A 22,783-nucleotide genomic window follows, 5' to 3' on the forward strand; every position below is an offset into this window, starting at 1 on the left:
TGTGCCGCGTGACAGGAATTCCGTGGTTGACCGCGGCGCCGGGTGCCTTCTCGGCGGCGCTCTCGGTGATGCGCTCGGTGCGCCGGTGCAGTACCTCGGCTGGGCCGACATCCAGCGCGAACACGGTCCCGAGGGCGTGCTGGGCCCACCGAAGCCCGCGCTGTTCACCGACGACACCCAGCTGACCCTGTTCACCGCCGACGGCTACCTGCGCGCCTGGGTGCGCGGCAAGCGCACCGGCGAGTGGGAACCGTCCGAGATGGTCTGGCACAGCTACCGGCGGTGGCTGATCACCCAGCAGCAACCGGCTCCCGAGCACGGAGCGGCCGGACTGCTCGCCGACGAGCGGCTGTACGAGAGCCGCTCGCCGGGCCTCACGTGCCTGCGCGCGCTGGCCGCCGAGACACCGTCCACTCCGGAGAACCCGCACAACGAGTCGTCCGGCTGCAACGGCGTCACGCGCACCGCGCCGGCGGGCTTCGCGCCGTCCGCGGCGATCGCGTACGACCTGGGCTGCCGCTTCGCCGCGCTGACGCACGGCGGCACGGGCGGCTGGGTCTCCGGCGGCGCGCTGGCGCTGCTGATCCACCTGCTCGCCGTGAAGGCGCGCCCGTTGCGCGAGGCGATCGACCAGGTCATCGGCCGCGTGCTGCGCGACGACACGTACACCGCGACGGTGCTGACCCGCGCCGTGGTGCTGGCGGAGGAGCACGACGGTTCGTCGCCCGTGCGCGTCGACCGGCTCGGCAGCGGCTGGACCGGGCCCGAGGCGCTGGCGATCGCCGTCTACACGGTGCTGACGCACCCGAAGCCGTCGCAGTTCGTGGACGCGATGCGGGCGGCCGCCAACCACTCCGGCGGCAGTGACGCGACGGCGGCGTTGACGGGGAACGTGCTGGGTGCGTTGCACGGCACCGAGGCGCTGCCCCGCGACTGGCTGATGGGGCTCGAGATGGTGGACGTGCTGGACGCGATGGGCCGCGACCTCGGCATGTCCGCGGTGAACCTGGACTTCAACGAGGACCGCTACGCGTAACTTTGGCCGCTGCTCCGCAGACGGCGGCGAGTTCGCCGGGAAGTCGGTCGTCCGGCTGCCGGTTCGGGCCGAATCGCCTGCGGCGGTTGACCTGAACCGGCAGCCGGACGACCGACGCGAACTCGCGGAAACTCGAACTCGTCGCCGACCGCTGCGGAGCAGCGGCCAAAAACACAGAAAAGGCCCGCTGTAGCGCGCTCCCGAATTCGCGCTGCAGCAGGCCTTCTCGCACGATCACTTGGTCAACAGCAGGCCGGGTCTTGCCCCGAGCGCGAGCTCCGATCCAGCTCTTGATCAACGAAAAACGTGCCCCGGAGTCAAGGCTCCGTTGGGCGAGCATGTTAACAGATGTGTACGGGAAGTCCAGGGCTGGAGTACACGCGACGATCTTCGTCGACGATGAAGACCTCGCAGTCCTCCTGCGCCGCCGCCCACTCGATCCCGTCCCTGCCCAGCGCAAACGCTGCTGTGGCAGTGGTATCCGCGATCGCGAGGTCGTCGGAGAAAACAGTGACCGAAAGAATTCCCGAGACCGGCTGACCGGTACGGCCGTCCAGGATGTGCTGCCCGCGTTCGTACAACGCTGACGTGGCAACGGCTCCGTCGCGCACGCCGAGCACGACGGAGAGCTGGTCGGCGATGTCGGGGTGGCGAACGCCTACGCGCCAAGGCTTTCCGGGTTCGGGCTCGCCGGCCGTCACCACGTCGCCGCCCGCGTTGACGCAGAACGACGTGGCGCCGCCCGCCCGCAGCATGTCCGCCGCCCGTTGCACAGCCCAGCCCTTCACCACGGCGCACGGGTCGAGCCCGCGGCCCGGCACCCGCGCGGTGAACGCGCCACCGGTCGACTGCTCGTACCAGTCGCACAGCGACAGCACCTCGACCAGGTCCGGGGTGAGCTCTTCCCTGGTGAGCTCACCCCGGTCCAGCCGGGACACCTCGCTGTCCGGTTTGAACGGCGAGAACTGGGCGTCCGCCGCGCGCAGCCAGGCGAACGCGCTCTCGGCCAGTGCGGCGTCACCGTCCCGCAGGTCCACCGAGATCGGCAGGCCCATGATGTGCTCGACGCGCCGCACGACCGCTCCCTACTTGGCGTTGTCGAGGGCGGCCTGCAGCGACTGCTTGTAGCCGTCGGAGGTCGCGGTCGCGCCGGACACCGTGTCGATGTCCGCGCTCTGCGCCTTGAGTGCCGACTCGCGCAGCAGCGGCAGGGCCATCCTGGTCGGGTTGCTGTTGGGTGCCCGCAACGCCTTCACGTCCACGATCTTGGTGCCCTGCAACGTCACCTGCACCTGCACGGTGCCCTCGGACGTGTTCACCGCGGGACCCGGCACGGTGCGGTTCTGGGCCTGCTGCTGGGTCTGCTGCTGCGTCGTCTTGGGCGCGGCCGACCCGGACGTCTTCGGCGCGGTCGCCTGCGGCGTGGTGGTCTGCGGCGCGGCCTGCTGCTCCTGGGTGACCGGCGGCGCGGCGGCCTCGTTGATCTCGCCCTCGTGCGCCGCGCCCGGCGTGTAGAGCCACACCGGGACGAGGCCGGCCACGCTGAGCACCGCTACGGGAATTGCCCACTTCACGTCGTCGAACCCTTCAGTTGGCCAGCGCGAAGCGCTCGGCGTGGATCTGGTTGGCGGGCACTCCCAGCGCCTCGAGGCTGGTGATCACCGCGCCGGTCATCCCGTTCGGGCCGCAGATGAACACGTCGCGGTCCTGCACGTCCGGCACGAGCGCGGCGATGTTCTCCGGGCCGAGCAGCGGTCCGTTCGCGGTGATGGTCTTCGACGAACCGGTGACCAGGCGCAACGCCGCGCCCTTCGCCCTGGCGAGCCCTTCGAGCTCGCGCAGCAGCACGGCTTCGCGCGGGTCGCTGACCCGGTAGAGCACCACGACGTGGCCCTTGATCTCCTCCAGCAGCGCCCGGACCGGCGTGACGCCGACACCGCCCGCGACGAGGAGCGCGTTGGGCTTGGTCTGGTGCATGGTCGTGAACGCGCCGTACGGGCCCTCGGCGAACACGCGCGTGCCGACCTTGATGTTGCGGATGTCCGCGCTGCCGGTGCCCAAGGCCTTCGCGGTGAGCCGCAGGTACTTGCCGTTCGGGGCCGCGGACAGCGAGAACGGGTTGGCCTGCCACCAGCGGTCCTTGGTCACGAAGCGCCACAGGAAGAACTGGCCGGCGCGGGCGCCGAGCTGGTCCAGGTCCTTGCCCTCGATGTAGACCGAGACGACGTTGTGCGCCTCGGGCACGACGGCGGCGACGCGGAACTGGTGCTTCCAGTTGCGGTAGAGCGGCAGCGCGACGCGTCCGATGAGGACGGAGCCGAGCGCGAACGCCCAGAGGCCCCACCAGTAGCCCGTCGCGAGCGCGGACTTGCGGAACGTGCTGCCCACCGCGACCTGGTGCGAGAACGCGAGGAAGATCGCGATGTAGGTGTAGAGGTGGATGAAGTGCCAGGTCTCGTAGGCGAGCTTGCGGCGCGCGAACCGGGCCGAGACGATGCCGACGACCATGATGATCGCCCACGCCACCAGAGCGCGGAGGATGCCCTCGAGCTCGGTCGCCTGCCGGACGATCTCCGCGATCGGCCCGGAGTCGCCCGCGTTGCCGAACGCGATGAAGACCAGGTGACCGACCAGCAGCCAGAAGATCGAGAACCCGACCCAGCGGTGCCACGAGGTGAGCTTGTCCATGCCCAGGCGCCGGTCGAGCCACGGCAGCCGCGCCACCAGGAGCAGCTGGAACGCCATGGCGAGCGCGCCGTAGAGACCGGCGAGGCGGCCGAAGTTCACCAGCTTGTTCGAGCCGACTCCCGCCGCATTGAACAGGTAGGTCACGAACGCCGCGTTGGCCAGGAGGAACACGTACAGGCCGGCTTTGGCCAGCACCTTGTGCGGCGTCGCGCGGCCGGCCGGAGCCGTTCGCGCGGGTGGCTGCAGGGTGGTCGTCACGGCGGGCTCCTCGGTCGGGCGGTCTCTGGCGGTTGATCTCGATCCTGGGCTTTCGAGCTGTGGCTCCCCTATGCCCGCGCTGTCGACTTCCTGTCGATCGAGCGGGAGAGCCACGGGGTGACGCACCATGAGCACGTGGACAAGGGGAATTCGGTTCGACTGCTCGTCGTCGACGACGAGCCGCACATCGCTGACCTGGTCGCGACGGTCGCCCGGTACGAGGGCTGGCAGGCCGCGACCGCTCTCAACGGCGAGGACGCGTTGAGAGAGGCGGCCGAGTTCCAACCCGACATCGTCGTGCTCGACCTCATGCTGCCTGACCTGGACGGATTCACCGTTCTCGATCGAATGCGGGCGGCCGGCGCGATGGTCCCCGTGGTCTTCCTGACGGCCCGTGACGGCACCGCGGACCGTGTGGCGGGACTCACGCGAGGCGGCGACGACTACCTCGTGAAACCTTTTTCCGTCGAGGAACTGATGGCGCGGCTCAGGGCCGTGCTGCGCCGTTCGACGGGTCCGTCGTGGAAGCGTTCGGTGCTGAAGGTGTCCGACCTGGTGATGGACGAGGACACCCGCGAGGTCCGCCGCGGCGGCAAGCTCGTCACGCTGACGCCGACCGAGTACGAGTTGCTGCGGTACCTGATGCGGCGCTCGCCCGCCGTGCTGACCAAGGCGCAGATCCTCGACCACGTGTGGGAGTACGACTTCGGCGGCCGGTCCAACGTCGTCGAGCTCGTCATCTCCCACCTGCGCCGCAAGCTCGACGACGGCCGCGAGCCGTTGATCCACACCGTGCGCGGTGTGGGGTACGTGCTCCGCCGAGCAGCGGAGTGAGCCCGCGATGAAGCTCCGCCTCACCCCCGTCCGCGAGTGGCGGCTCGGCACCCGCCTCGCGCTGGGCCTCGGCGCGCTCGCGCTGACGGTGTTCGTGATCGTCGGTTGGGTCATGGTCACGTCGATGAAGGACTTCCTCGACCGCCGCCTGGACGACCAGATGGTGATCAGCCAGCAGGGCTCGGCCAAGGAGGTCGAGTACTACGGCAAGATCACCAAGATCCCGCCGGACTGGTTCGCCGTCGTCTACAAGATCGAGAACGGCGAGCTGCGGCCGCAGCCGGGAGAGCAGCAGCCGGACGACCGCGAGAAGTTCGACGCCCTCGCGAAGAAGGCGCTGGTCGCCGACGAGTTCCAGACCGAGTACCTGCGCGGCGAGGGCAAGTTCCGGCTGCGGGCCTGCCAGGTCGTCAAGGGCGAGTGGATCGTGGTCAGCGCGGCCCCGACCCAGGACCGCGACGGCACGATCTCCCAGCTCGTCACGGTCGGCGTGATCACGTTCCTGGCGGCGCTCGTCGCGCTGGTCGTCGGTGGCCAGGCGCTGATCCGCAAGGGCATGCAGCCGTTGTCGGACATGGCCGACACCGCGCACGACATCTCGTCGCACGACCTGACCGACTCCGGCGACCTGAAGATGCGCGTGGACGGCAACGGCGGCGGCGTCGAGGTGGAGGAGCTGCGCGAGGCGTTCAACAAGATGCTCGCGCACATCGACTCTTCTTTGGCCGCGCGCACAGCCGCAGAGCAACGCTTGCGCCGGTTCATCGCCGACGCGTCACACGAGCTGAGGACGCCCCTCACGTCGTTGCGCGGCTACGCGGACCTCTTCAAGTACGCGGCGGCCAACGAACCGGGCGAGCGCGAGAAACACCTGGAGAAGCTGCGGTCCGAGGCGTCGCGGATGAGCGTGCTGCTCGACGACCTGCTGCTGCTGGCCCGCCTGGACTCCGCCGCGACCGAACCGCCGTTGCGCCCGGAGGAACTGGACCTCTCGGTGATCGCCGAGGCTGCGGCGGACGCGTTCCGCGCGGGCAGGCCGTCGCACGAGCTGACCCTCGACGCCGACACGGTGACCATGACCGCCGACCCGACGCGGGTGCGGCAGGTGCTCGACAACCTGCTGACCAACGCGGCCGTGCACACGCCCGCGGGCACGGCGGTGACGCTGAAGGTGACGGCCGAGAACGGCTGGGCGGTGATCAGGGTGACCGACACCGGCCCCGGCATCCCGGAGGCCGACCGGGCCCGGATCTTCGACCGGTTCTACCGGGTCGACGACTCGCGGACCCGGCAGCGCGGCGGCAGCGGACTGGGGCTCGCGGTGGTGAAGTCGCTGGTGGAAGCGCACGGCGGCACGATCGAGCTGGCGAGCCGGCCGGGGTCGACGGTCTTCACGATCCGCCTACCCCGGCACCCGGCCTAGCTCACTCCGCCTGCGAGCTCGTCGCCCACAGGTCGATGCCCGACTCGACGGCGTACTTGTCGATCTCGGCGAGCTCGTCGTCGGTCAGCGGCGGCGCCTGCAGGGCCGCGAGGTTCTGCTCCAGCTGCCCGACCGAGGACGCGCCGATCAACGCCGAAGTGACGCGCGAGTCGCGGATCGTCCAGGTCAGCGCGAGCTGCGCGAGCGACTGGCCGCGCGACTTCGCGATCTCGTTCAGCGACCGGATGCGGCTCAGGTTCTCGTCGCTCAGCAGGTCCGTCGACAGCGACTTGCCCTGCGTGGCGCGCGAGCCCTCGGGGATGCCGTTCAGGTACCGGTCGGTCAGCATGCCCTGCGCGAGCGGCGAGAACGCGATGCAGCCGGCGCCGACCTCCTCCAGGGTGTCCAGCAGCTCCGGCTCGATCCAGCGGTTGAGCATCGAGTACGACGGCTGGTGGATCAGCAGCGGCACGCCCGCGGACCGCAGCAGCTCGGCGGCCTCGCGGGTCTTGGTCGGCGAGTACGACGAGATGCCGACGTAGAGCGCCTTGCCCTGCTGGACCGCGGACACGAGCGCGCCCATGGTCTCTTCCAGCGGCGTCTCCGGGTCGAACCGGTGCGAGTAGAAGATGTCGACGTGGTCGAGGCCCATCCGGGTCAGCGACTGGTCGAGAGAGCTCAGCAGGTACTTGCGGCTGCCCCACTCCCCGTACGGCCCAGGCCACATGTCGTAGCCCGCCTTCGTCGAAATCACGAGCTCGTCGCGGTACGGCCTGAGATCATCCTTCAAGATCTGCCCGAACGTGATCTCCGCACTTCCGTAAGGAGGCCCGTAGTTGTTGGCGAGGTCGAAGTGCGTGACACCGAGGTCGAACGCCCTCCGCGCGATCCCGCGGCCCAGTTCGTAGGGCCGGTCTCCGCCGAAGTTGTGCCACAGGCCGAGCGAGATGGCGGGCAGCTTGAGGCCGCTGCGTCCCGTCCGCCGGTAGGTCATCTGGTCGTAGCGCGCGCTATCCGCGAGGTAGGACATGGGTCCCACAATGTCACGTCCTAACGAGACAGAGCAGGACGAGAAACACGTTTTCATGCGGGCAGAGGACGTGCGCGCGTTGGTGCTCGACGCACGTGACTCACCCACGGGCGTGACGCTCTACCGGACGTGGATCGACGGCACGCTCGACCTCGACTTCCTGACGATGGCCGGGCCGCTGACCCTGGTCGGCTGCCACCTGCCGGGCGAGGTGTCGCTGCGGCACGCCGACATCGCCACGATCGACCTGAGCAGCACCTCGATGTGGGACCTGCGTGCGGAAGGCTTGCGCACCAGGAACTTCGAGATGACTTACGCGCGGTGCGCCGACAAGTTCGACATGGACCACGCACGGGTCGATGGCACGCTCTCGCTCAACGGCAGCAGCATCGGCTCGTTCACCGCGTACGGCCTGAAGGTCGGCGGTTCTGTCATGGCGCGTGAGCTGTACTCGTGGCCGGGGTGGCGCGGCGGGTGCGCGCTGTTCCTGGACAACGTCGACGTCGGCGGCGACCTGGTCCTCGACGACGCCTGCGTCACCGGCCTCGCCGGACCGGCGATCACCGCGAACGGCGCGCGGATCGGCGGCGTGCTCTCCGCCGAGAACGCGATCGTGCGCGGCGACGGCGCCGACGCGTTCTTCCTCGTCGAGGCCGACATCGGCGGGCTGGACCTGCGCGAGACCGTGCTGCGCGGCGCACTGTGCACCGACGGCGCGCGGATCCGGTCCGAGGTGAAGCTCGGCGGGATCGACGCGGTCGCGCAGGAGGGGTCCGCGACCATCCGCATGGTCGACACGAAGATCGGCGCGGGCCTGCTCCTCACCGGTCTCGTCCGCAACCGCGCGGGTCAGGCGATCTCGCTGCACATGACGACGATCGGCGCGAGCCTGACGGTCCGCGACGCCGAGATCGACGCCGCGGGCGACGAGGCCGCGCTGGAGATCAGCAACTGCGACGTGGGCAGCGAGCTCACGCTCCGCCCCGACCTGATCCGCAACCGCGGCACGGGGATCGAGCTCGACCTGCGCAGCACCGACGTGGGCAGGGCGCTCGGGCTGGAGCCGGAGCACCTCGCCGGGGCGTCGGTCACCCTCGACGGACTGTCCTACCCGGACGCTCCGGACGACGTCGGCGGCTGGCTCGCGATGCTGCGCGACGACACCCCCGCCTACGAGGCCCAGCCCTACCAGCAGCTCGCGACCGCGCCGCGGGCCACGAGCACACCGCCCGCCGGGTCCTGATCGCCCAGCAACGCGACCTCGGCCACCGCGGCGACCCCGGAAACCGGCTGTGGCACCGGTTCCTCGGCCTCACCCTCGGCTACGGCTACCGGCCGTCCCGCGCGGTCGCGGGTCTGCTCGCCACGTTCCTGCTCGCGCTCTGCCTGGTGTGGACGGCCGGTGCCCACGGCGGTCTGACGCCGGCCAAGGACCGCCCCGCCGACGCGTGCTCGCCGGTGAACAGGATCGGGCTCGCGGCGGACCTCGCCCTCCCGCTGGTGAAGCTCGGCGGCAGCCCGCGGTGCGAACCCTCGAACGGACCGGCCGGGCAGTGGACGACCGGGGTGGGCTGGGTGGTGCAGGTGCTCGGGTGGTCGTTCGCCACGTTGAGCGTCGCGGGGTTCACCGGTCTCGTGCGGAAGAGCTGAGCGCCACTCGATCGGACCACGCTGGAAGGGCGCGGCCGTTCGCCGAGAACCGCGTCCCGCGCTATCTCCGCCGAACCGGCCGGCCACCGCCGTTCGCATATGTGGTCCGGACATTCCTGACCGTTGACTCACCAGGTGCAAATGAAGGTGTTATCCCGGTTCGGAAGTCAATGCGCGACCAAACGACTACGGAACGCACAGGAAGCGGTGCGGATAGTGCTGGAAACGCCATGGGCGCGACACGCCGAACAAGACGGGGAACCGGCGGCGACCAGCGGGAAGGGCATCCACTTCGCCCCGGGAAACAAGGCGGCGATTGGGCCGGGGAAGCAAGAAGGCTCCCCGACCAACCATCGTGGCTGGTCAGGGAGCCGAATTGAGCCGGCGAGGGGAATCGAACCCCTAACCTTTCGCTTACAAGGCGAGTGCTCTGCCAATTGAGCTACGCCGGCGGGCGCGTGTTCGCGAACATCGTAAGCGCCCGTTGCGGGTGCCACCTGCGGCGAACGGTCTGCTCTCAGTGTGATCGGATTGCTCCAACAGGAGCCACACCAACCAACCGAGTGGATCAGGGCGTCGGACCTACCGCCTTGACCAGGTCAGGAGGGTAACCAACGGATAGTGATCATGTCCTCCTTTTCGGGTCGCCCGATCGGAGGTGGCCGACGACACAGCAACAGCCGAAGTGCCCGTCACGATCACACGACGGAGGTGCGCAAGATTTCCACGAACAGCCTGCACGGCCCTGCTCTGCCCGATGACACCACGGTTCACCTGGTACTCGATCTCGCACTGAAGATCGGCGAGGTCCAGATGGCCAGCGGGGCCGGCGCCGCCGACGTGACAGCGACGATTCTCTCGGTCACCGAGAGCTATGGACTTCCGCACACGGAAGTCGACGTGATCTACACCTCCATCAGCGTGTCGTGCCACCGCGGCACGGAGGCACCGCCGATCACGTCCATCCGCGTCGTCCGTCAGCGCAGCCTCGACTACACGCGGCTCGCCGACGTCGAGCACCTCGTGCGCAACCTGGGGCCGATCGAGGAAGCTCACGCGCGCCTGGAGGACATCACGAACGCGGCGCACCCGTACCCGCGTTGGGTCGCCACGGTCGCGTGGGGCGGCATGGCCGCCGCGGTCGCGTTCCTCGTGGGCGGCGGGCTCGTGCTCGCGCTCACCGCCGCCGCGATCACCGCCGTGGTCGACCGGGTCGGCAGGGTGCTCAACCGGCGCAACCTCCCGTTCTTCTTCCAGCAGCTCGTCGGCGGCGCGCTCGGCACGGGCGCCGCGCTGGCGATCTACTCGACCGGCCTGCTGCCGGTGCGGCCGAGCCTGCTGGTCGCCGTCGGGATCGTCGTGCTGCTGTCCGGGCTCGCGCTGGTCAGCACCGTGCAGGACGCGATCTCCGGCTACAACGTCACCGCCGCCGGCCGCACCGTCGAGACCGTGCTGCTCAGCGCCGGCCTGATCGCGGGCGTCGCGCTGGCCATCCGCTCGGCAGTCCACTTCGGACTGGACATCAGGCTGAGCGACCCGTTGCCCGCGCTGATCTCCGCGGTGCCGATGCAGTTCGCGGCCGGTGCGGCGACCAGCGCGTTCTTCGCGCTCGCCTGCTACGCCCGGCCTCGCGCGCTCGTCGCCGCCGCCATCTCCGGCGCGATCGGCACGGCCGCGTACGGCCTCATGACGAGCCTCGGGCTGGACGCGTTGCTGAGCTCGGCCGTGGCCGCCGCGATCACCGGGTTCGGCGGCGCCACGATGACCCGCCGGCTGCGCATCCCGACCCTCGTCGTCGTGCAGGCGGGCGTCGTCCCGCTGCTGCCCGGCTGGACGACCTACCGAGGTCTGTTCCAGCTCACCGCCGAGGGCGATCCGGCCGGCCTGAGCACGTTGGTGTTCGCGAGCGGCATCGCTCTCGCCCTGGCCGGAGGTGTCGTGTTCGGCGAGTACCTGGCCCAACCCGTGCGCACCGGACTCGGTCGCCTGGAGCGCAAGTTCGCCGGACCGCGGCTGTCCGGGCCGCTCAGGCCGACCAAGCGTCGGTTGGAGTGAACCTCCTTGTGATGGCCGTTACACGACACGCGACACGTTCGCGTCGGCACTAACGTGGGCATTTGTGAGCATGGACATTGGCGAGAACGGGGCGGAATTCGTAGTCGTGGCCAACCGGCTGCCGGTTGACCTGGAGCGTCTTCCCGACGGGACAGAGCGCTGGAAGCACAGCCCCGGTGGGCTCGTCAGCGCGCTCGAACCGTTCCTGCGCTCACACAGCGGCGCCTGGGTCGGCTGGCCCGGCATCGCGGACGCCGAGGTGGCCCCGTTCGAGGACGACGGCCTGCTGCTGCACCCCGTGGAGCTCTCGGCCAAGGACGTCGAGGACTACTACGAGGGCTTCTCCAACGGCACCCTCTGGCCGCTCTACCACGACGTGGTGGCGCAGCCCGCGTTCCACCGCCACTGGTGGAACACCTACGTGAAGGTCAACCAGCGCTTCGCCGACGCGACCGCGAAGGTGGCCGCGCAGGGCGCGACCGTGTGGGTGCAGGACTACCAGCTGCAGCTCGTCCCGGCGATGCTGCGCGAGCAGCGACCCGACCTCAAGATCGGCTTCTTCCTGCACATCCCGTTCCCGCCGGTCGAGCTGTTCATGCAGCTCCCGTGGCGCACGGAGATCATCCGCGGTCTGCTCGGCGCCGACCTGGTCGGCTTCCACCGGCCGGGCGGCGCGCAGAACTTCCTCTGGCTGGCCCGCCGGCTCGTGGGCCTGGAGCCCTCGCGCGGCACCGTCGGTGTCCGCACGCGCCCCGGCGTCGTGCAGGTCGGCGACCGCACCGTGCGCGTCGGCGCGTTCCCGATCTCGATCGACAGCGCGGGCCTCGACGCGGTGGCGCGGCGCAAGGAGACGCAGGCCCGCGCGAAGCAGATTCGAGCGGACCTCGGCAACCCGAAGCGCATCCTGCTCGGCGTGGACCGCCTCGACTACACGAAGGGCATCGACGTCCGGATCCGCGCTCTGTACGAGCTGATCGCGGACGGACGCGTGGACCCCGAGGACGTCGCGATGGTCCAGCTCGCCACGCCCAGCCGGGAGCGCGTCGACCACTACGTGACGATGCGCAAGGACATCGAGCAGTCCGTCGGCCGGATCAACGGCGAGTTCGGCCGCGTCGGCAAGCCCGTCGTGCACTACCTGCACCAGTCGGTGAACCGCGAGGAGCTCGTCGCGTTCATGAGCGCGGCGGACGTCATGGTCGTCACACCCGTTCGGGACGGGATGAACCTCGTGTGCAAGGAGTACGTGGCCTGCCGATATGATCTTGGTGGGGCTCTGGTGCTCAGCGAGTTCGCCGGCGCTGCCGCAGAGCTGACCAGTGCGTTCCTGGTGAACCCCCACGATCTGGACGGTGTCAAGAACGCTCTGCAGGCCGCCCTCGACATCGATCCCGCCGAAGGCCGCCGTAGGATGCGCGCGCTGCGCCGCCAAGTCCTGACCCACGACGTCGATCGCTGGGCGAGGTCGTTCCTGGAGGCGTTGGGCACGCAGACCTCGGTCTGAATCCTTTCAGATCTGCCATATGACCCATCGAATGCTCCAGGAGGGGCGTTGACCGCCGAGGCCCTCCCCGCCGAACTGCGCAGAGCCATCGTTCAGCTCGCGCGGACCCCACGACTGCTGGTCGCCAGCGACTACGACGGAACACTCGCTCCGATCGTGGCCGACCCGGAGCAGGCCCGCCCGCTCCCGGAGTCGGTGAACGCGCTGCGCTCGCTCGCATCGCTGCACGAAACCACATCCGCCGTGATCTCAGGTCGTGCGCTGCGCGACCTGGCCACGCTGTCCCGCCTGCCCGGCGAGGTCCACCTCGTCGGCTCGCACGGCTCCGAGTTCGACGTCGGCTTCGTCCACGCGCTCGACGCCGACGCCAAGGCGTTGCTGCGCCGGCTCGAAACCGAGCTGGAGCAGATCGCCGAGGGCCAGGAGGGCGTCCAGCTCGAGGTCAAGCCCGCGTCGATCGCCGTGCACGTGCGCCGTGCGGCGAGCGAGGCCATCGGCACCGCGGTGCTCGACGCCGTCCGCTCCGGCCCGTGCACCTGGGAAGGTGTGCAGGTCACCGAGGGCAAGGCCGTCATCGAGCTCGCCGTCGTCGAGACCAACAAGGGCCACGCCCTCGACATCCTGCGCCACCAGGTCGGTGCCACCGCGGCGATCTTCCTGGGCGACGACGTGACGGACGAGAAGGCGTTCGCGCGCCTGTCCGGCCCGGACGTCGGCATCCGCGTGGGTGCCGGGGAGTCGCTGGCGTCGTACTACGTGGCCGACCCGGCCGACGTGGCGACCGTGCTCGCGTTCCTGCTGGAGGAGCGCCGGGCGTGGCTGCACGGCGACCAGGCCGTGCCGATCGAGCGCCTGACCATGCTCGCGAACGAGCGATCGGTCGCGCTGGTCACGCCGGACGCCAAGGTGAACTGGCTGTGCCACCCCGAGCCGGACTCCGCGGCGATCTTCGCGGACCTGCTCGGCGGCCCCGCCGCGGGCCACTTCTCGATCAAGCCGGAGCACGGTTCGCTGCCCCTGGGCCAGCGCTACCTGCCGGGCACGATGATCGTGGAGACCCGCTGGTCTCGGCTCCTGGTGACGGACTACCTGGAGCACGACCTCGCGTCGCACCGCACCGACCTGGTGCGCCGGATCTCCGGTTCCACCAACGCGGTGATCACGTTCGCGCCGCGGCCCGAGTTCGGGCAGGTGCCGGTGCGGCTGCTGCGCGAGCGCGACGGCCTGCGGATCGTCGGCACCTCGGACCCGATGGTGCTGCGTTCGCCCGGCGTCGACTGGGAGATCAGCTCGGACGGCATGCAGGAGACGGCGAAGGCCGTCGTGCGACCGCGCGAGGGCGCGCCGGTGCTGCTGGAGCTGCGCTGCGGCACGGACGACCTGTCCGAGCACGCGTCGCCCGAGTCGGTCCGCCGCGACCGCGCCGCCGGCTACTGGTCGGACTGGGCCGCCGGACTGCACCTGCCGAAGGTGCAGACGGACCTCGTGCTGCGGTCCGCGCTCACGCTGCGCGGCCTGGTGCACAAGGACTCCGGCTCGATCATGGCGGCAGCCACCACGTCGTTGCCCGAGGAGCTCGGCGGCGTCCGCAACTGGGACTACCGCTACTGCTGGCTGCGCGACGGCGCGATGACCGCCGCCGCGCTGGTGTCGGTGGGCTCGTTCGCGGAGGCCGACGGCTTCCTGGCGTGGCTGCACGGCGTCCTGGAGACCATCCCGGGCCCGGAGCGGCTGCACCCGCTGTACACGCTGCACGGCACCCAACTGGGCGCCGAGGCCGTCATCGAGTCGCTGCCCGGCTACGCCGGCTCCCGCCCGGTCCGCGTGGGCAACCTCGCGAACCAGCAGGTGCAGCTCGACGTGTTCGGCCCGGTCGTGGATCTCGTGGTCCAGCTCGCCACCGCGCGCGGTTCGTTGTCGGACGCCGACTGGGCGATGGTCCAGGCGATGGCCGAAGCCGTCTCGCGGCGCTGGCACGAGCCCGACCACGGCATCTGGGAGGAGCGGCACGCGCCGCGCCACCACGTGTACTCGAAGGTCATGTGCTGGCTGACCATCGACCGCGCGATCAAGCTCGGCGAGCAGTTCGGCCGCTCGCTGGACGACTCGTGGGTGCCGCTGCGCGACACGATCGCCACCGACGTCCTGAAGAACGGCTGGAACGACGAGGTCCAGTCGTTCACCACGGCCTACGACGGCGACGACCTCGACGCCGCCTCGCTGTTCGTGGGCCTCTCGGGCCTGATCGACCCCACCGACGAGCGCTTCCAGTCGACGGTGACGGCCATCGAGGCGGAACTGCGGTCCGGTTCCACCGTGTACCGCTACCACCGCGACGACGGCCTGCCGGGCGACGAGGGCGGCTTCCACCTGTGCGCCGCCTGGATGATCGAGTCCTATCTTCTGACTGGTCGTCGCACCGAGGCCGAGGAGCTGTTCGGCCAGATCGTCGCGGCCGCGGGCCCCACCGGCCTGCTGCCCGAGGAGTACGACCCAGTGGCCGAGCGCTCGCTGGGCAACCACCCGCAGGCGTACTCGCACCTGGGCCTGATCCGCTGCGCCCAGCTGCTCTCGCAGTGAGTTCGTGATCTCCGCGCCGCCGCGGTCCTGGTCTCCAGGGCCGCGGCGGTGTCGTTTTCCGTCTCAGGGCCGCGGCGGCACCCTCTCGATGATCTTCGCGGTGCCCGGCGAGCGGCCGTGCAGCGTGATCACGTCACCTCTGATCAGGTGCGCCCACGCCGGCGGCACGAACGGCCGCAGCCGCGCGATACCCCGTTCCCCCGGTCCCAGCACCGGCTTGGACTCGAGCCACAGCGCGGCGACCCGTTGCTCCCGGCCCGTGACGTCCCACGTCGGCCGTTCTCCCCTGGCGCGCAACGGTTCCGCGTCGACCGACAGCGTCAGCTCGACCCGCAGCAGGCCCTGGATGGACTCCACGCACCGCCACTGGAACCAGGCCTCGTCCTGGTCCATCTGGGTCGCGGCCTCGGCGAGCAGGGCCCAGTAGCGCGGCGTCTGCCAGGTGTGGCCGTCGATCTCCCCCAGCAGCTGGAGCACCAGCTCCCACTCTTCGAGGTCCAGGTAGTCGAGCAGGTCGGCGCTGCGCACCTCGGCGGGCACGATGGACGCGGCGAACCGCAACAACTCACCGATCTCGTCGTCGTGTCTCCCCAACACGGGCCAATTCGATCACAGTCGCGGTGCCGACCACCGGTTGTCCCTCGTGCATGGTGACGACGTCGCCGGGGACGAGGTGGTCCCAGCCCTCCGGGGAGAGCGCCAGCAGCCGCACGACCGCGTGGTCACCCGGCGCCAGCTCGGCGCGCCCCTCCACCCACACAGCGGCCACCCGGTGGTCGCCGCCACCGACGTGCCACAGCGGGCGGTAGACGCCCTGCCCCGGGATCGGGTGCCGGCGCTCGTGCGTGAGCTCCACCCGGATCATCCCCTGCCGGGTCTCGTTGGCGCGCCAGTGGAACCACTTGCAGGGCAGGTGCAGCTCCTCGGCGGCGTTCGCGAGCAGACTCCAGTACTCGCCCGGCTGCCACGCGATGCCACCGAAGTCGCCGAGGAGGTCGAGCGCGAACTCCCACTCGTCCTGGTCGAGGTACGCCGCCACGTCCTCCGCCGAGGCACCGATCTCGGTCCGCACGTCCGGCGGCACGAGAGCGAGGGCCCGGCGCAGCAGCTCAGTCGTCGCTCTCCTCCTTCTTGGACGCGCGCCTGCGGTTGAGCCCCAGCACGTCCAGGGCGGACACGAGGTCGTTCGCCACCAGCGCCCGCACACCGTCCGGCAGCGGCCCGTGGTCCGGCGGCACCAGGGCCTTCTTGAAACCGAGCCGTGCGGCCTCCTGGAGCCGTTTTCCGACGCCGTTGACGCGCCGGATCTCCCCCGCGAGCCCCACCTCGCCCAGCACGACGAGATCGGCGGGCAACGCGATCTCCCGTTCCGCCGACGCGACCGCGAGCACCACGGCGAGGTCCGCGGCGGGCTCGGTGAGCCGCATGCCGCCCACCGTCGCGGTGAAGACGTCCTTCTGGAACAGGTTGACCTTGCCGCGCTTCTCGAGCACCGCCAGCGCCATCGAGATCCGCGCGGAGTCGAGCCCGCTCACCGCACGCCGTGGCGCGGGCAGGTTCGTCTTGGCCACCAGCGCCTGCACCTCGCCGAGCATCGGCCGCTTGCCCTCGACGATCACCGTGACGCAGGTGCCCTCGACGGCCTTCTCGCGCCGCGTCAGGAAGAGCCCGGACGGATCCGGCACGCCGACGATGCCGTCGTCGCGCAGCTCGAAGCAGCCGACCTCGTCCGCCGCGCCGTACCGGTTCTTGATGCCGCGCAGCAGCCGCAGACTGGAGTGCCGATCGCCCTCGAACTGCAGCACGACGTCCACCAGGTGTTCCAGAACCCGAGGCCCCGCAACGGATCCGTCCTTGGTGACGTGTCCAACCAGGACGACCGGCAGCCCGCGCTCCTTGGCCATCGCGATCAGTCCGGATGCGACGGTCCGCACCTGCGTGACACCGCCCGGCACCCCCTCGACGCTCACCGTCGACATGGTCTGCACCGAGTCGACGATCAACATCGACGGCTTCACCTGGTCCACCTGCCCGAGCAACGCGCTGAGCTCGCTCTCGGCGGCCAGGTACATCTCGGCGTGCAGGTTCCCGGTCCGCTCCGCGCGCAACCGCACCTGCCCGGCCGACTCCTCACCCGTGACGTAGAGGCACCGCCCGTGCGACTCCGCCCACCGGTGCGCCGTCTCCAGCAACAACGTCGACTTGCCCACACCGGGCTCACCGGCGAGCAGCACGACGGCACCGGGCACCAACCCGCCACCCAGCACCCGGTCGAACTCGCTGACACCGGTCGACAGGGCCCGTGCGGACTCGATGTCGACCTCGCCGATCGGCCGGGCCGCCGACGTGGGCGCACCGGCCACCACCCGCGTCACCGACGCGGTCCCGCGTTCCTCGATGCTGCCCCAGGCCTGGCACTCGGGGCAGCGGCCGAACCACTTCGCCACCTCGTGCCCGCACTCGGCACAACGGAAGATCGGCCGCGCTGTCTTCGCCACGAAACGAACGTTAGAGGACAGCACCGACAGTGTTGGATTGCCGCTGCTCCCACTGTTGGACGGCCGCTGCTCCGCAGACGGCGGCGAGTTCGCCGGGAAGTCGGCCGGACGACCGACGCGAACTCGCGAAACTCGTCCCCAACCGCTGTCAAAGCGTGCGGTTCGCGCTGGTGGCGGGGTCGGCGAAGAAAACTTCCGAGATTTTTCGGGGCGTTGTCGATCCGCCGGGGTGCCTGTTCGACGCATCAGTGGAAGGACACGACACAGCCTGGAGGACACCGTGAGCACCGCAACCGCATCCGCGACGCAGACCCGCAAGTTCGCCGTCGGCCGCTACGCCACCGTCGTCGCCCGCGTGCTGACCGGCCTGCTGTTCGCCACGACCGGCCTGAACGGCTTCCTGATGTTCATGCCCGCCCCGGACCCCAGCACGATGGCACCGGAGGGCGTGGCCTTCAGCGGCGCGCTCTACGCGACCGGGTACATGCTGCAGCTGACGTCCGGCGTGCAGCTCGTCGCGGGGCTGCTGCTCGTCGTCGGGCGGTTCGTGCCGCTGGCGCTGGCCCTGCTCGCCCCGGTGGTCGTGAACATCTTCCTGTTCCACGTCTTCCTGGAGCCGAGCGGCATGGTCATGGCACTGCTCGTGGTCGCCGCCGAGATCGGCCTGGCGTGGGCCTACCGCGACCGGTTCGCCCCGATGCTGCAGCCCCGCTAGTCCACAACGCGAAACGCCGCCCCCAGCCACAAGGCGGGGGCGGCGTTCGTGTCTGTGCGAGTTCGCGTCGGACGACCGACTTAAGGGCGAACTCGCCGCCGCTGCGGAGCAGCGGCCAAAAACTCAGTGTCCTTCGCCGTGGTTCTCGCTCGTCCGCTTGTGCTCGGACGGCGCCACCGGCACCTCGAGCGTCAGCGAGCCCGCCTTCTCGAACAGGAAGGTGATCTTGACGGTCTGCGCCGCCACCACCTCGCGGTTCAGCTTATTGAGCGTGCAACGGATCTGCAGCACCTCGAGGTCCGGGTCGACCGTCGGCGCGGCGGACGAGCTAGACGGGCGGCCCGTCGACGACGCGGCCGAGGACGCGGAGCCGGTGGACGACACGTTCGAGGACGGCGCGCCCGAGGAGGGCACACCCGACGACGGCACACCCGAGGACGGCGTCACGTTCGAGGACGACGGCGCGCCCGAGGTCGGCACGACCGACGAGGACGAGGCAGCGGAAGAAGACGGCGCGGAGGTCTTCGTCGGCGCCTTGGAGGCGTCGTACTCGGCCCGCAGCGCGTACTGCGCCGGGATCTCCTTCGAGCCGACGACCTCGGCCTCGGCGTCCGAGGCGTCCGACTTGATCGACAGCAGCTTGTCCGCGGTCGAGCCGGCGTTCGCGATGACGAACGTCAGCGGCACGTCCTCGCCGTCCTTGTACCGGTTGCCGTCCGGCGGGAAGGCGAGCATGACGTTGCGCACCGCGATCGGGCCAGCGTTGCCGCTCGCACCGTCGACGGCGGCGACCTGGGTGTCGGTCTGGGTGACCTGACCGGCGCTGCAGCCGACCGCCACCAGGCCGAGGCCCGCGGCCAGCGCTGCCGTCACGATCATCCGGCGAGACACTCCTGAGTTCACGGCTCCAGCGTCCTTCCTAGGGAACAACCACCAGGCAAGGAGCCTAACCGGGACCCGAATCGAGGACGCGACGGGCTGCCAGTCGATCTTCGATGAGACGTACCTTGCACGCGAACAGGTGGTTTGTCAACCCCCCGCATGGCCCTGACCAGCACTAACGGATCATCGAGCAGCGATCGAAGGGTTGCCGGACGTGTTAGGATGGAGCTATCGAAAGGGGCAGAGGACACATGGTTTTCAAGGTCGGAGAGACCGTCGTCTACCCGCACCACGGTGCCGCTCTCATCGAAGCAATCGAGACCCGCGTGATCAAGGGCGAGGAGAAGAAGTACCTCGTTCTCAAGGTAGCGCAGGGCGACCTCACCGTACGGGTTCCCGCTGACAACGCCGAAATCGTAGGCGTGCGTGACGTTGTCGGCCAGGAAGGGCTCGACAAGGTTTTCGAGGTCTTGCGTGCTCCCCACACCGAGGAGCCGACCAACTGGTCTCGGCGGTACAAGGCCAACCTTGAGAAGCTCGCCTCCGGCGACGTGAACAAGGTTGCGGAAGTGGTGCGCGACCTCTGGCGGCGCGAGAAGGATCGCGGGCTTTCCGCCGGCGAGAAGCGGATGCTGGCGAAGGCGCGGCAGATACTGGTCAGCGAGCTGGCGCTGGCCGAGGGCACCGACGAGGACAAGGCCGAGGTTCTCCTCGACGAAGTTCTCGCCACCGCCTCGTAGTTTTCACCAAATCACATAAAGAGCATCGGATTCAGTCGCGAACATGAGTGTTGTCGCGCTCGTGCCCGCGGCAGGGCGGGGTGAGCGTCTGGGCTACGGGATGCCCAAGGCGCTCGTGCCGGTCAACGGCGTACCGCTGCTGACGCGTGCCGTGCGAGGTCTGTTCGAGTCAGGCCTGGTTCAACACGTCGTCATCGCCGCTCCGTCGTCCGATGTGGACTCAGTGCACACCGCAACCGCCTCGCTGGCCCCGGCCGGCGGGGCGGTGCACGTGCTTTCAGGGGGCGCCGAACGCACCGACTCGGTGCGCCTCGCCCTCGACCACGCGCTCCGCGTGATTCCGGACACCTCGATCGTGCTGGTCCACGACGCCGCTCGTGCCTTCACCCCTCCCGAGGTCATCGCCGGTGTCGTCGCCGCGGTGCGCGACGGGTACGACGCCGTCATCCCGGTGTTGCCGGTCGCCGACACGATCAAACAGGTGGACGAGGTCGGAGTGGTCGTCTCCACGCCTGATCGAGCCGCTCTGCGGGTCGTGCAGACCCCGCAGGGTTTCCGCGCCGAGATTCTCAGAGCCGCCTACAGCTCCGGTATCGCCGCGACTGATGACGCAGGTCTCGTCGAGAAGAACGGTGTCCGGGTCCACACGGTTCCCGGCCACGCGCACGCCATGAAGATCACCACTCCGTTCGACCTGGCGGTCGCGGAGGCACTGTTCAGCGGAGGCCAGGAGTGAGGATCGGCCAGGGCGTCGACGTCCACCCGATCGAGGCAGGTCGGGAGTGCTGGATCGCCGGCCTGCTGTGGGAAGGCGTCGACGGGTGCGCGGGGCACTCCGACGGCGACGTGGCCTCCCACGCGCTGTGCGACGCGCTGCTGTCCGCGGCGGGCCTCGGTGACCTCGGCGCCGTCTTCGGCACGTCGGACCCGCGCTGGTCGGGCGCGCACGGCGTGGTCCTGCTCACGGAGGTGCGCCGCCTCGTCGAGGAGGCCGGCTTCCGTGTGGGAAACGCCACAGTCCAGGTCATCGGCAACGCACCGCGCGTCGGCAAGCGCCGCGAAGAGGCCCAGAAGACCCTCTCGGAGGCCGTCGGAGGCCCCGTCTCGGTCGCCGGCACCACCACAGATGGCCTCGGTCTCACAGGGCGGAACGAGGGCATCGCCGCGATCGCGACGGCCCTGCTCCTCCCCCTAACCTGAGAGCATGGCCACGCTTTCAGAAACGCAGCGCGAACTCCTGGACAGCCCCAACTACGGCACGGTCGCCACGCTGACCAAGGACGGCAGCCCGCAGACCTCCGTCGTCTGGGTCAAGCGCGACGGCGACGACGTCCTGTTCTCCACGGTCGTGGGCCGCGCGAAGGAGCGCCACCTGCAGAACGACCCGCGGGTGAGCATCACCGTCATCAACAAGGACAACCCGTACCAGTACGCGGAGTTCCGCGGTGACGCGCAGCTGACGACCGAGGGCGGCAAGGCGCTCATCAACGAGCTGTCGCACAAGTACCTCGGCAAGGACTACCCCGGCGACGAGGGCACGGACAACGTCCGCGTGATCGTGCGGGTGAAGGTCGCGAAGACGACCGGCAACGCCTAACGGGTCCGCTGCGCCGGCACGTTGAGCACGGCCGTGCCGCCGTCGAGGTCCACGAGGCTTCGCGGCGGCGCGCCGTCGTTCTCGTCGTCGCGCAGCTGCCGCTCCTCCTTGCGGTACTCCAGTTCGTCGCGCTTGCCCGCCTCGAACGTCGCGCCGAGCTCACCGATGCCGGCGGAGGCGATCGGCGTGCCCTTCTTCTTGTTGCGCACGAACCTCTCGACGACGGCGAGCACGAACAACGCCGCCACCAACGCGGGCAGCGACATCGCGAACAGGAACCCCGGGTTCATACCTTCCCAACTCCGCGCACGGCGGTGTGGTTCCCGCCACTAACATCGCCTCGTGCCCAAGTACGACGTGTGCCTCTCCTTCGCCGGCGAAGACCGCCCCTACGTCGACGAGGTGGCCCGCCACCTCACCGAACTGGGCGTGACGCGCTTCTACGACACCGACGAGCAAGCCGATCTCTGGGGGAAGAACCTCGTCGAGCACCTCGACCAGATCTACCGCCACGACTCGCGCTTCTGCGTGATGTTCGTGTCGCGGCACTACGCCGCGAAGATGTGGACCAAGCACGAGCGGCAGTCCGCGTTCGACCGCGCGCTGGTCTCCGACACCGAGTACGTGCTGCCCGTGCGGTTCGACGACACCGAGCTCCCGGCGCTGCGGGCGGGCACCGGCTACCTCGACCTGCGCCGCCTCACCCCGCGCGAGCTGGCCCAGATGATCGCGCAGAAGGTCGGTACCGCGGTCGCCGCGCCGCCGGCGGGCTGGGAGTACCAGCTGTTCTCCGACACCGTGGGGCTGCACATGCGCAACCTCAAGGACAAGCGGATCAGCCACGAGATGGGCTTCGCCGCAGCCGGGCGCACGATCACCACGGACACCGACGCGATCGACTACTTCAACGCCCGGTCCCGCGCGTTCGACAAGGTCATCAACGAGATCGCCGACCTGCTGTCGCCGGGCAAGCAGCAGTGGGCGTTCGGTCCCGCGGGCCGGCCGGGCGACAAGGACAAGATCCGCCTCCTGGCCAACAAGTTCGTGGAGCAGTACGAGAACCTGCTCGACTGGTCCGCCGACCTGCGCGGCACCACGGTGCCGGACCGGTTCGAGAACCTCTACGCCACCGCCGCGAAGCTCACCGACGCACCGCTGCGCCAGATCGAGCAGTTCGTGGAGGAGTTCACGACGGCCAGCGAGCGCGGGGCGGGCGACCTGCAGCTCAACCTGGTCTACGACGACGGGCCGGTCAGGGCCGAGCTCCAAAAGGTCCAGACCAACTAGGCCTGC

23 protein-coding genes and 1 tRNA gene are annotated in these 22,783 nt (G+C 69.8%); 14 read left to right on the forward strand and 10 right to left on the reverse strand.

The features are described 5' to 3' along the window. Positions 1–22 precede the first annotated feature (22 nt). Positions 23–1,036 carry an ADP-ribosylglycohydrolase family protein gene (locus ABZX02_RS34140; RefSeq protein ID WP_355304521.1) on the forward strand — a complete coding sequence of 338 codons (1,014 nt, stop codon included), beginning with the start codon at positions 23–25 and terminating at the stop codon, positions 1,034–1,036. 341 nt (positions 1,037–1,377) lie between these two features. On the opposite strand, the gene ABZX02_RS34145 is transcribed toward ABZX02_RS34140, so the two are convergent. From ABZX02_RS34145 to ABZX02_RS34155, 3 genes are read right to left on the reverse strand one after another with little or no spacing between them, the layout of a single operon-like run. Continuing rightward, positions 1,378–2,112, reverse strand: a complete 735-nt coding sequence (locus tag ABZX02_RS34145; RefSeq protein WP_355304523.1) for an FAD:protein FMN transferase — start codon at positions 2,110–2,112, stop codon at positions 1,378–1,380. A gap of 9 nt (positions 2,113–2,121) precedes the next feature. After that, positions 2,122–2,610, reverse strand: coding sequence for an FMN-binding protein (locus ABZX02_RS34150; protein WP_355304525.1), 489 nt, complete (start codon positions 2,608–2,610; stop codon positions 2,122–2,124). A 13-nt stretch (positions 2,611–2,623) separates the two neighbouring features. Next, positions 2,624–3,982, reverse strand: coding sequence for a ferredoxin reductase family protein (locus tag ABZX02_RS34155; protein ID WP_355304527.1), 1,359 nt, complete (start codon positions 3,980–3,982; stop codon positions 2,624–2,626). Between the two features lie 135 nt (positions 3,983–4,117). Here ABZX02_RS34155 and ABZX02_RS34160 point away from each other — a divergent pair, with 135 nt between their 5' ends. Together ABZX02_RS34160 and ABZX02_RS34165 are read left to right on the forward strand one after the other, a co-directional pair. Next, positions 4,118–4,816 carry a response regulator transcription factor gene (locus ABZX02_RS34160; protein WP_198680521.1) on the forward strand — a complete coding sequence of 233 codons (699 nt, stop codon included), beginning with the start codon at positions 4,118–4,120 and terminating at the stop codon, positions 4,814–4,816. Positions 4,817–4,823: 7 nt separating this feature from the next. After that, positions 4,824–6,239, forward strand: coding sequence for a HAMP domain-containing sensor histidine kinase (locus tag ABZX02_RS34165; RefSeq protein ID WP_355304530.1), 1,416 nt, complete (start codon positions 4,824–4,826; stop codon positions 6,237–6,239). 1 nt (position 6,240) lies between these two features. Here ABZX02_RS34165 and mgrA read toward each other — a convergent pair whose 3' ends face one another. Further along, positions 6,241–7,269, reverse strand: a complete 1,029-nt coding sequence (gene mgrA / locus ABZX02_RS34170; RefSeq protein ID WP_355304532.1) for an L-glyceraldehyde 3-phosphate reductase — start codon at positions 7,267–7,269, stop codon at positions 6,241–6,243. Between the two features lie 55 nt (positions 7,270–7,324). On the opposite strand from mgrA, the gene ABZX02_RS34175 reads away from it, so the two are divergent. Together ABZX02_RS34175 and ABZX02_RS34180 are read left to right on the forward strand one after the other, a co-directional pair. After that, complete coding sequence (locus ABZX02_RS34175) at positions 7,325–8,512, forward strand: hypothetical protein (RefSeq protein ID WP_355304534.1); 1,188 nt, start codon at positions 7,325–7,327, stop codon at positions 8,510–8,512. 146 nt (positions 8,513–8,658) lie between these two features. Continuing rightward, positions 8,659–8,919 carry a hypothetical protein gene (locus ABZX02_RS34180; protein WP_355304536.1) on the forward strand — a complete coding sequence of 87 codons (261 nt, stop codon included), beginning with the start codon at positions 8,659–8,661 and terminating at the stop codon, positions 8,917–8,919. A gap of 379 nt (positions 8,920–9,298) precedes the next feature. Here ABZX02_RS34180 and ABZX02_RS34185 read toward each other — a convergent pair. Beyond that, positions 9,299–9,371, reverse strand: a tRNA-Thr gene (locus ABZX02_RS34185). A gap of 259 nt (positions 9,372–9,630) precedes the next feature. On the opposite strand from ABZX02_RS34185, the gene ABZX02_RS34190 reads away from it, so the two are divergent. The 3 genes from ABZX02_RS34190 (at position 9,631) to otsB (ending at position 15,058) form a co-directional block, all read left to right on the forward strand. Beyond that, positions 9,631–10,974: a threonine/serine exporter family protein gene (locus ABZX02_RS34190; RefSeq protein WP_355304538.1), complete on the forward strand. Its 1,344-nt coding sequence runs from the start codon at positions 9,631–9,633 to the stop codon at positions 10,972–10,974. Between the two features lie 70 nt (positions 10,975–11,044). Continuing rightward, positions 11,045–12,478, forward strand: coding sequence for a trehalose-6-phosphate synthase (locus ABZX02_RS34195; RefSeq protein WP_355304796.1), 1,434 nt, complete (start codon positions 11,045–11,047; stop codon positions 12,476–12,478). Positions 12,479–12,526: 48 nt separating this feature from the next. Beyond that, on the forward strand, positions 12,527–15,058 hold the full coding sequence (otsB, locus tag ABZX02_RS34200; RefSeq protein WP_355304540.1) for a trehalose-phosphatase: 2,532 nt from the start codon (positions 12,527–12,529) through the stop codon (positions 15,056–15,058). 63 nt (positions 15,059–15,121) lie between these two features. Here otsB and ABZX02_RS34205 read toward each other — a convergent pair whose 3' ends face one another. The 3 genes from ABZX02_RS34205 to radA are packed head-to-tail and all read right to left on the reverse strand — an operon-like array spanning position 15,122 to position 17,556. Continuing rightward, positions 15,122–15,655 (reverse strand): hypothetical protein, encoded by a 534-nt coding sequence (locus tag ABZX02_RS34205; RefSeq protein WP_355304542.1) that lies wholly within the window; start codon positions 15,653–15,655, stop codon positions 15,122–15,124. Beyond that, a complete protein-coding gene (locus tag ABZX02_RS34210; protein WP_355304544.1) occupies positions 15,624–16,142 on the reverse strand; it encodes a hypothetical protein in 519 nt (172 codons plus the stop codon). Before ABZX02_RS34210 ends, ABZX02_RS34205 begins: the two co-directional genes overlap by 32 nt. Positions 16,143–16,167: 25 nt before the next feature. Further along, on the reverse strand, positions 16,168–17,556 hold the full coding sequence (radA, locus tag ABZX02_RS34215) for a DNA repair protein RadA (protein WP_355304546.1): 1,389 nt from the start codon (positions 17,554–17,556) through the stop codon (positions 16,168–16,170). A 280-nt stretch (positions 17,557–17,836) separates the two neighbouring features. Here radA and ABZX02_RS34220 point away from each other — a divergent pair, with 280 nt between their 5' ends. Beyond that, positions 17,837–18,271, forward strand: coding sequence for a hypothetical protein (locus tag ABZX02_RS34220; RefSeq protein ID WP_355304548.1), 435 nt, complete (start codon positions 17,837–17,839; stop codon positions 18,269–18,271). A gap of 123 nt (positions 18,272–18,394) precedes the next feature. Here ABZX02_RS34220 and ABZX02_RS34225 read toward each other — a convergent pair whose 3' ends face one another. Then, positions 18,395–19,150: a hypothetical protein gene (locus ABZX02_RS34225; protein ID WP_355304551.1), complete on the reverse strand. Its 756-nt coding sequence runs from the start codon at positions 19,148–19,150 to the stop codon at positions 18,395–18,397. A 254-nt stretch (positions 19,151–19,404) separates the two neighbouring features. Between ABZX02_RS34225 and ABZX02_RS34230 the strand changes: the two genes are divergently transcribed. From ABZX02_RS34230 to ABZX02_RS34245, 4 genes are read left to right on the forward strand one after another with little or no spacing between them, the layout of a single operon-like run. Further along, positions 19,405–19,893, forward strand: a complete 489-nt coding sequence (locus ABZX02_RS34230) for a CarD family transcriptional regulator (RefSeq protein ID WP_012782996.1) — start codon at positions 19,405–19,407, stop codon at positions 19,891–19,893. Between the two features lie 43 nt (positions 19,894–19,936). After that, positions 19,937–20,629, forward strand: coding sequence for a 2-C-methyl-D-erythritol 4-phosphate cytidylyltransferase (gene ispD, locus ABZX02_RS34235; RefSeq protein WP_355304554.1), 693 nt, complete (start codon positions 19,937–19,939; stop codon positions 20,627–20,629). Beyond that, complete coding sequence (ispF, locus tag ABZX02_RS34240; protein WP_355304556.1) at positions 20,626–21,093, forward strand: 2-C-methyl-D-erythritol 2,4-cyclodiphosphate synthase; 468 nt, start codon at positions 20,626–20,628, stop codon at positions 21,091–21,093. The genes ispD and ispF overlap by 4 nt, the downstream gene beginning before the upstream one ends. Positions 21,094–21,097: 4 nt before the next feature. After that, positions 21,098–21,490, forward strand: a complete 393-nt coding sequence (locus tag ABZX02_RS34245; RefSeq protein WP_355304558.1) for a PPOX class F420-dependent oxidoreductase — start codon at positions 21,098–21,100, stop codon at positions 21,488–21,490. Here the strand turns inward: ABZX02_RS34245 and ABZX02_RS34250 are convergent. After that, the gene (locus ABZX02_RS34250; RefSeq protein ID WP_355304560.1) at positions 21,487–21,780 is read right to left on the reverse strand and encodes a DUF6191 domain-containing protein; all 294 of its coding nucleotides are present in this window, start codon (positions 21,778–21,780) and stop codon (positions 21,487–21,489) included. The two genes, ABZX02_RS34245 and ABZX02_RS34250, sit on opposite strands and share 4 nt — an antisense overlap. Positions 21,781–21,832: 52 nt before the next feature. Between ABZX02_RS34250 and ABZX02_RS34255 the strand changes: the two genes are divergently transcribed. Then, entirely contained in the window at positions 21,833–22,777 is a 945-nt protein-coding gene (locus ABZX02_RS34255) for a TIR domain-containing protein (protein WP_355304562.1), read from the forward strand. The last annotated feature ends 6 nt before the right edge of the window (positions 22,778–22,783 follow it).

The organism is Lentzea sp. NPDC003310 (assembly GCF_040610935.1).
Lineage (GTDB): Bacteria > Actinomycetota > Actinomycetes > Mycobacteriales > Pseudonocardiaceae > Lentzea.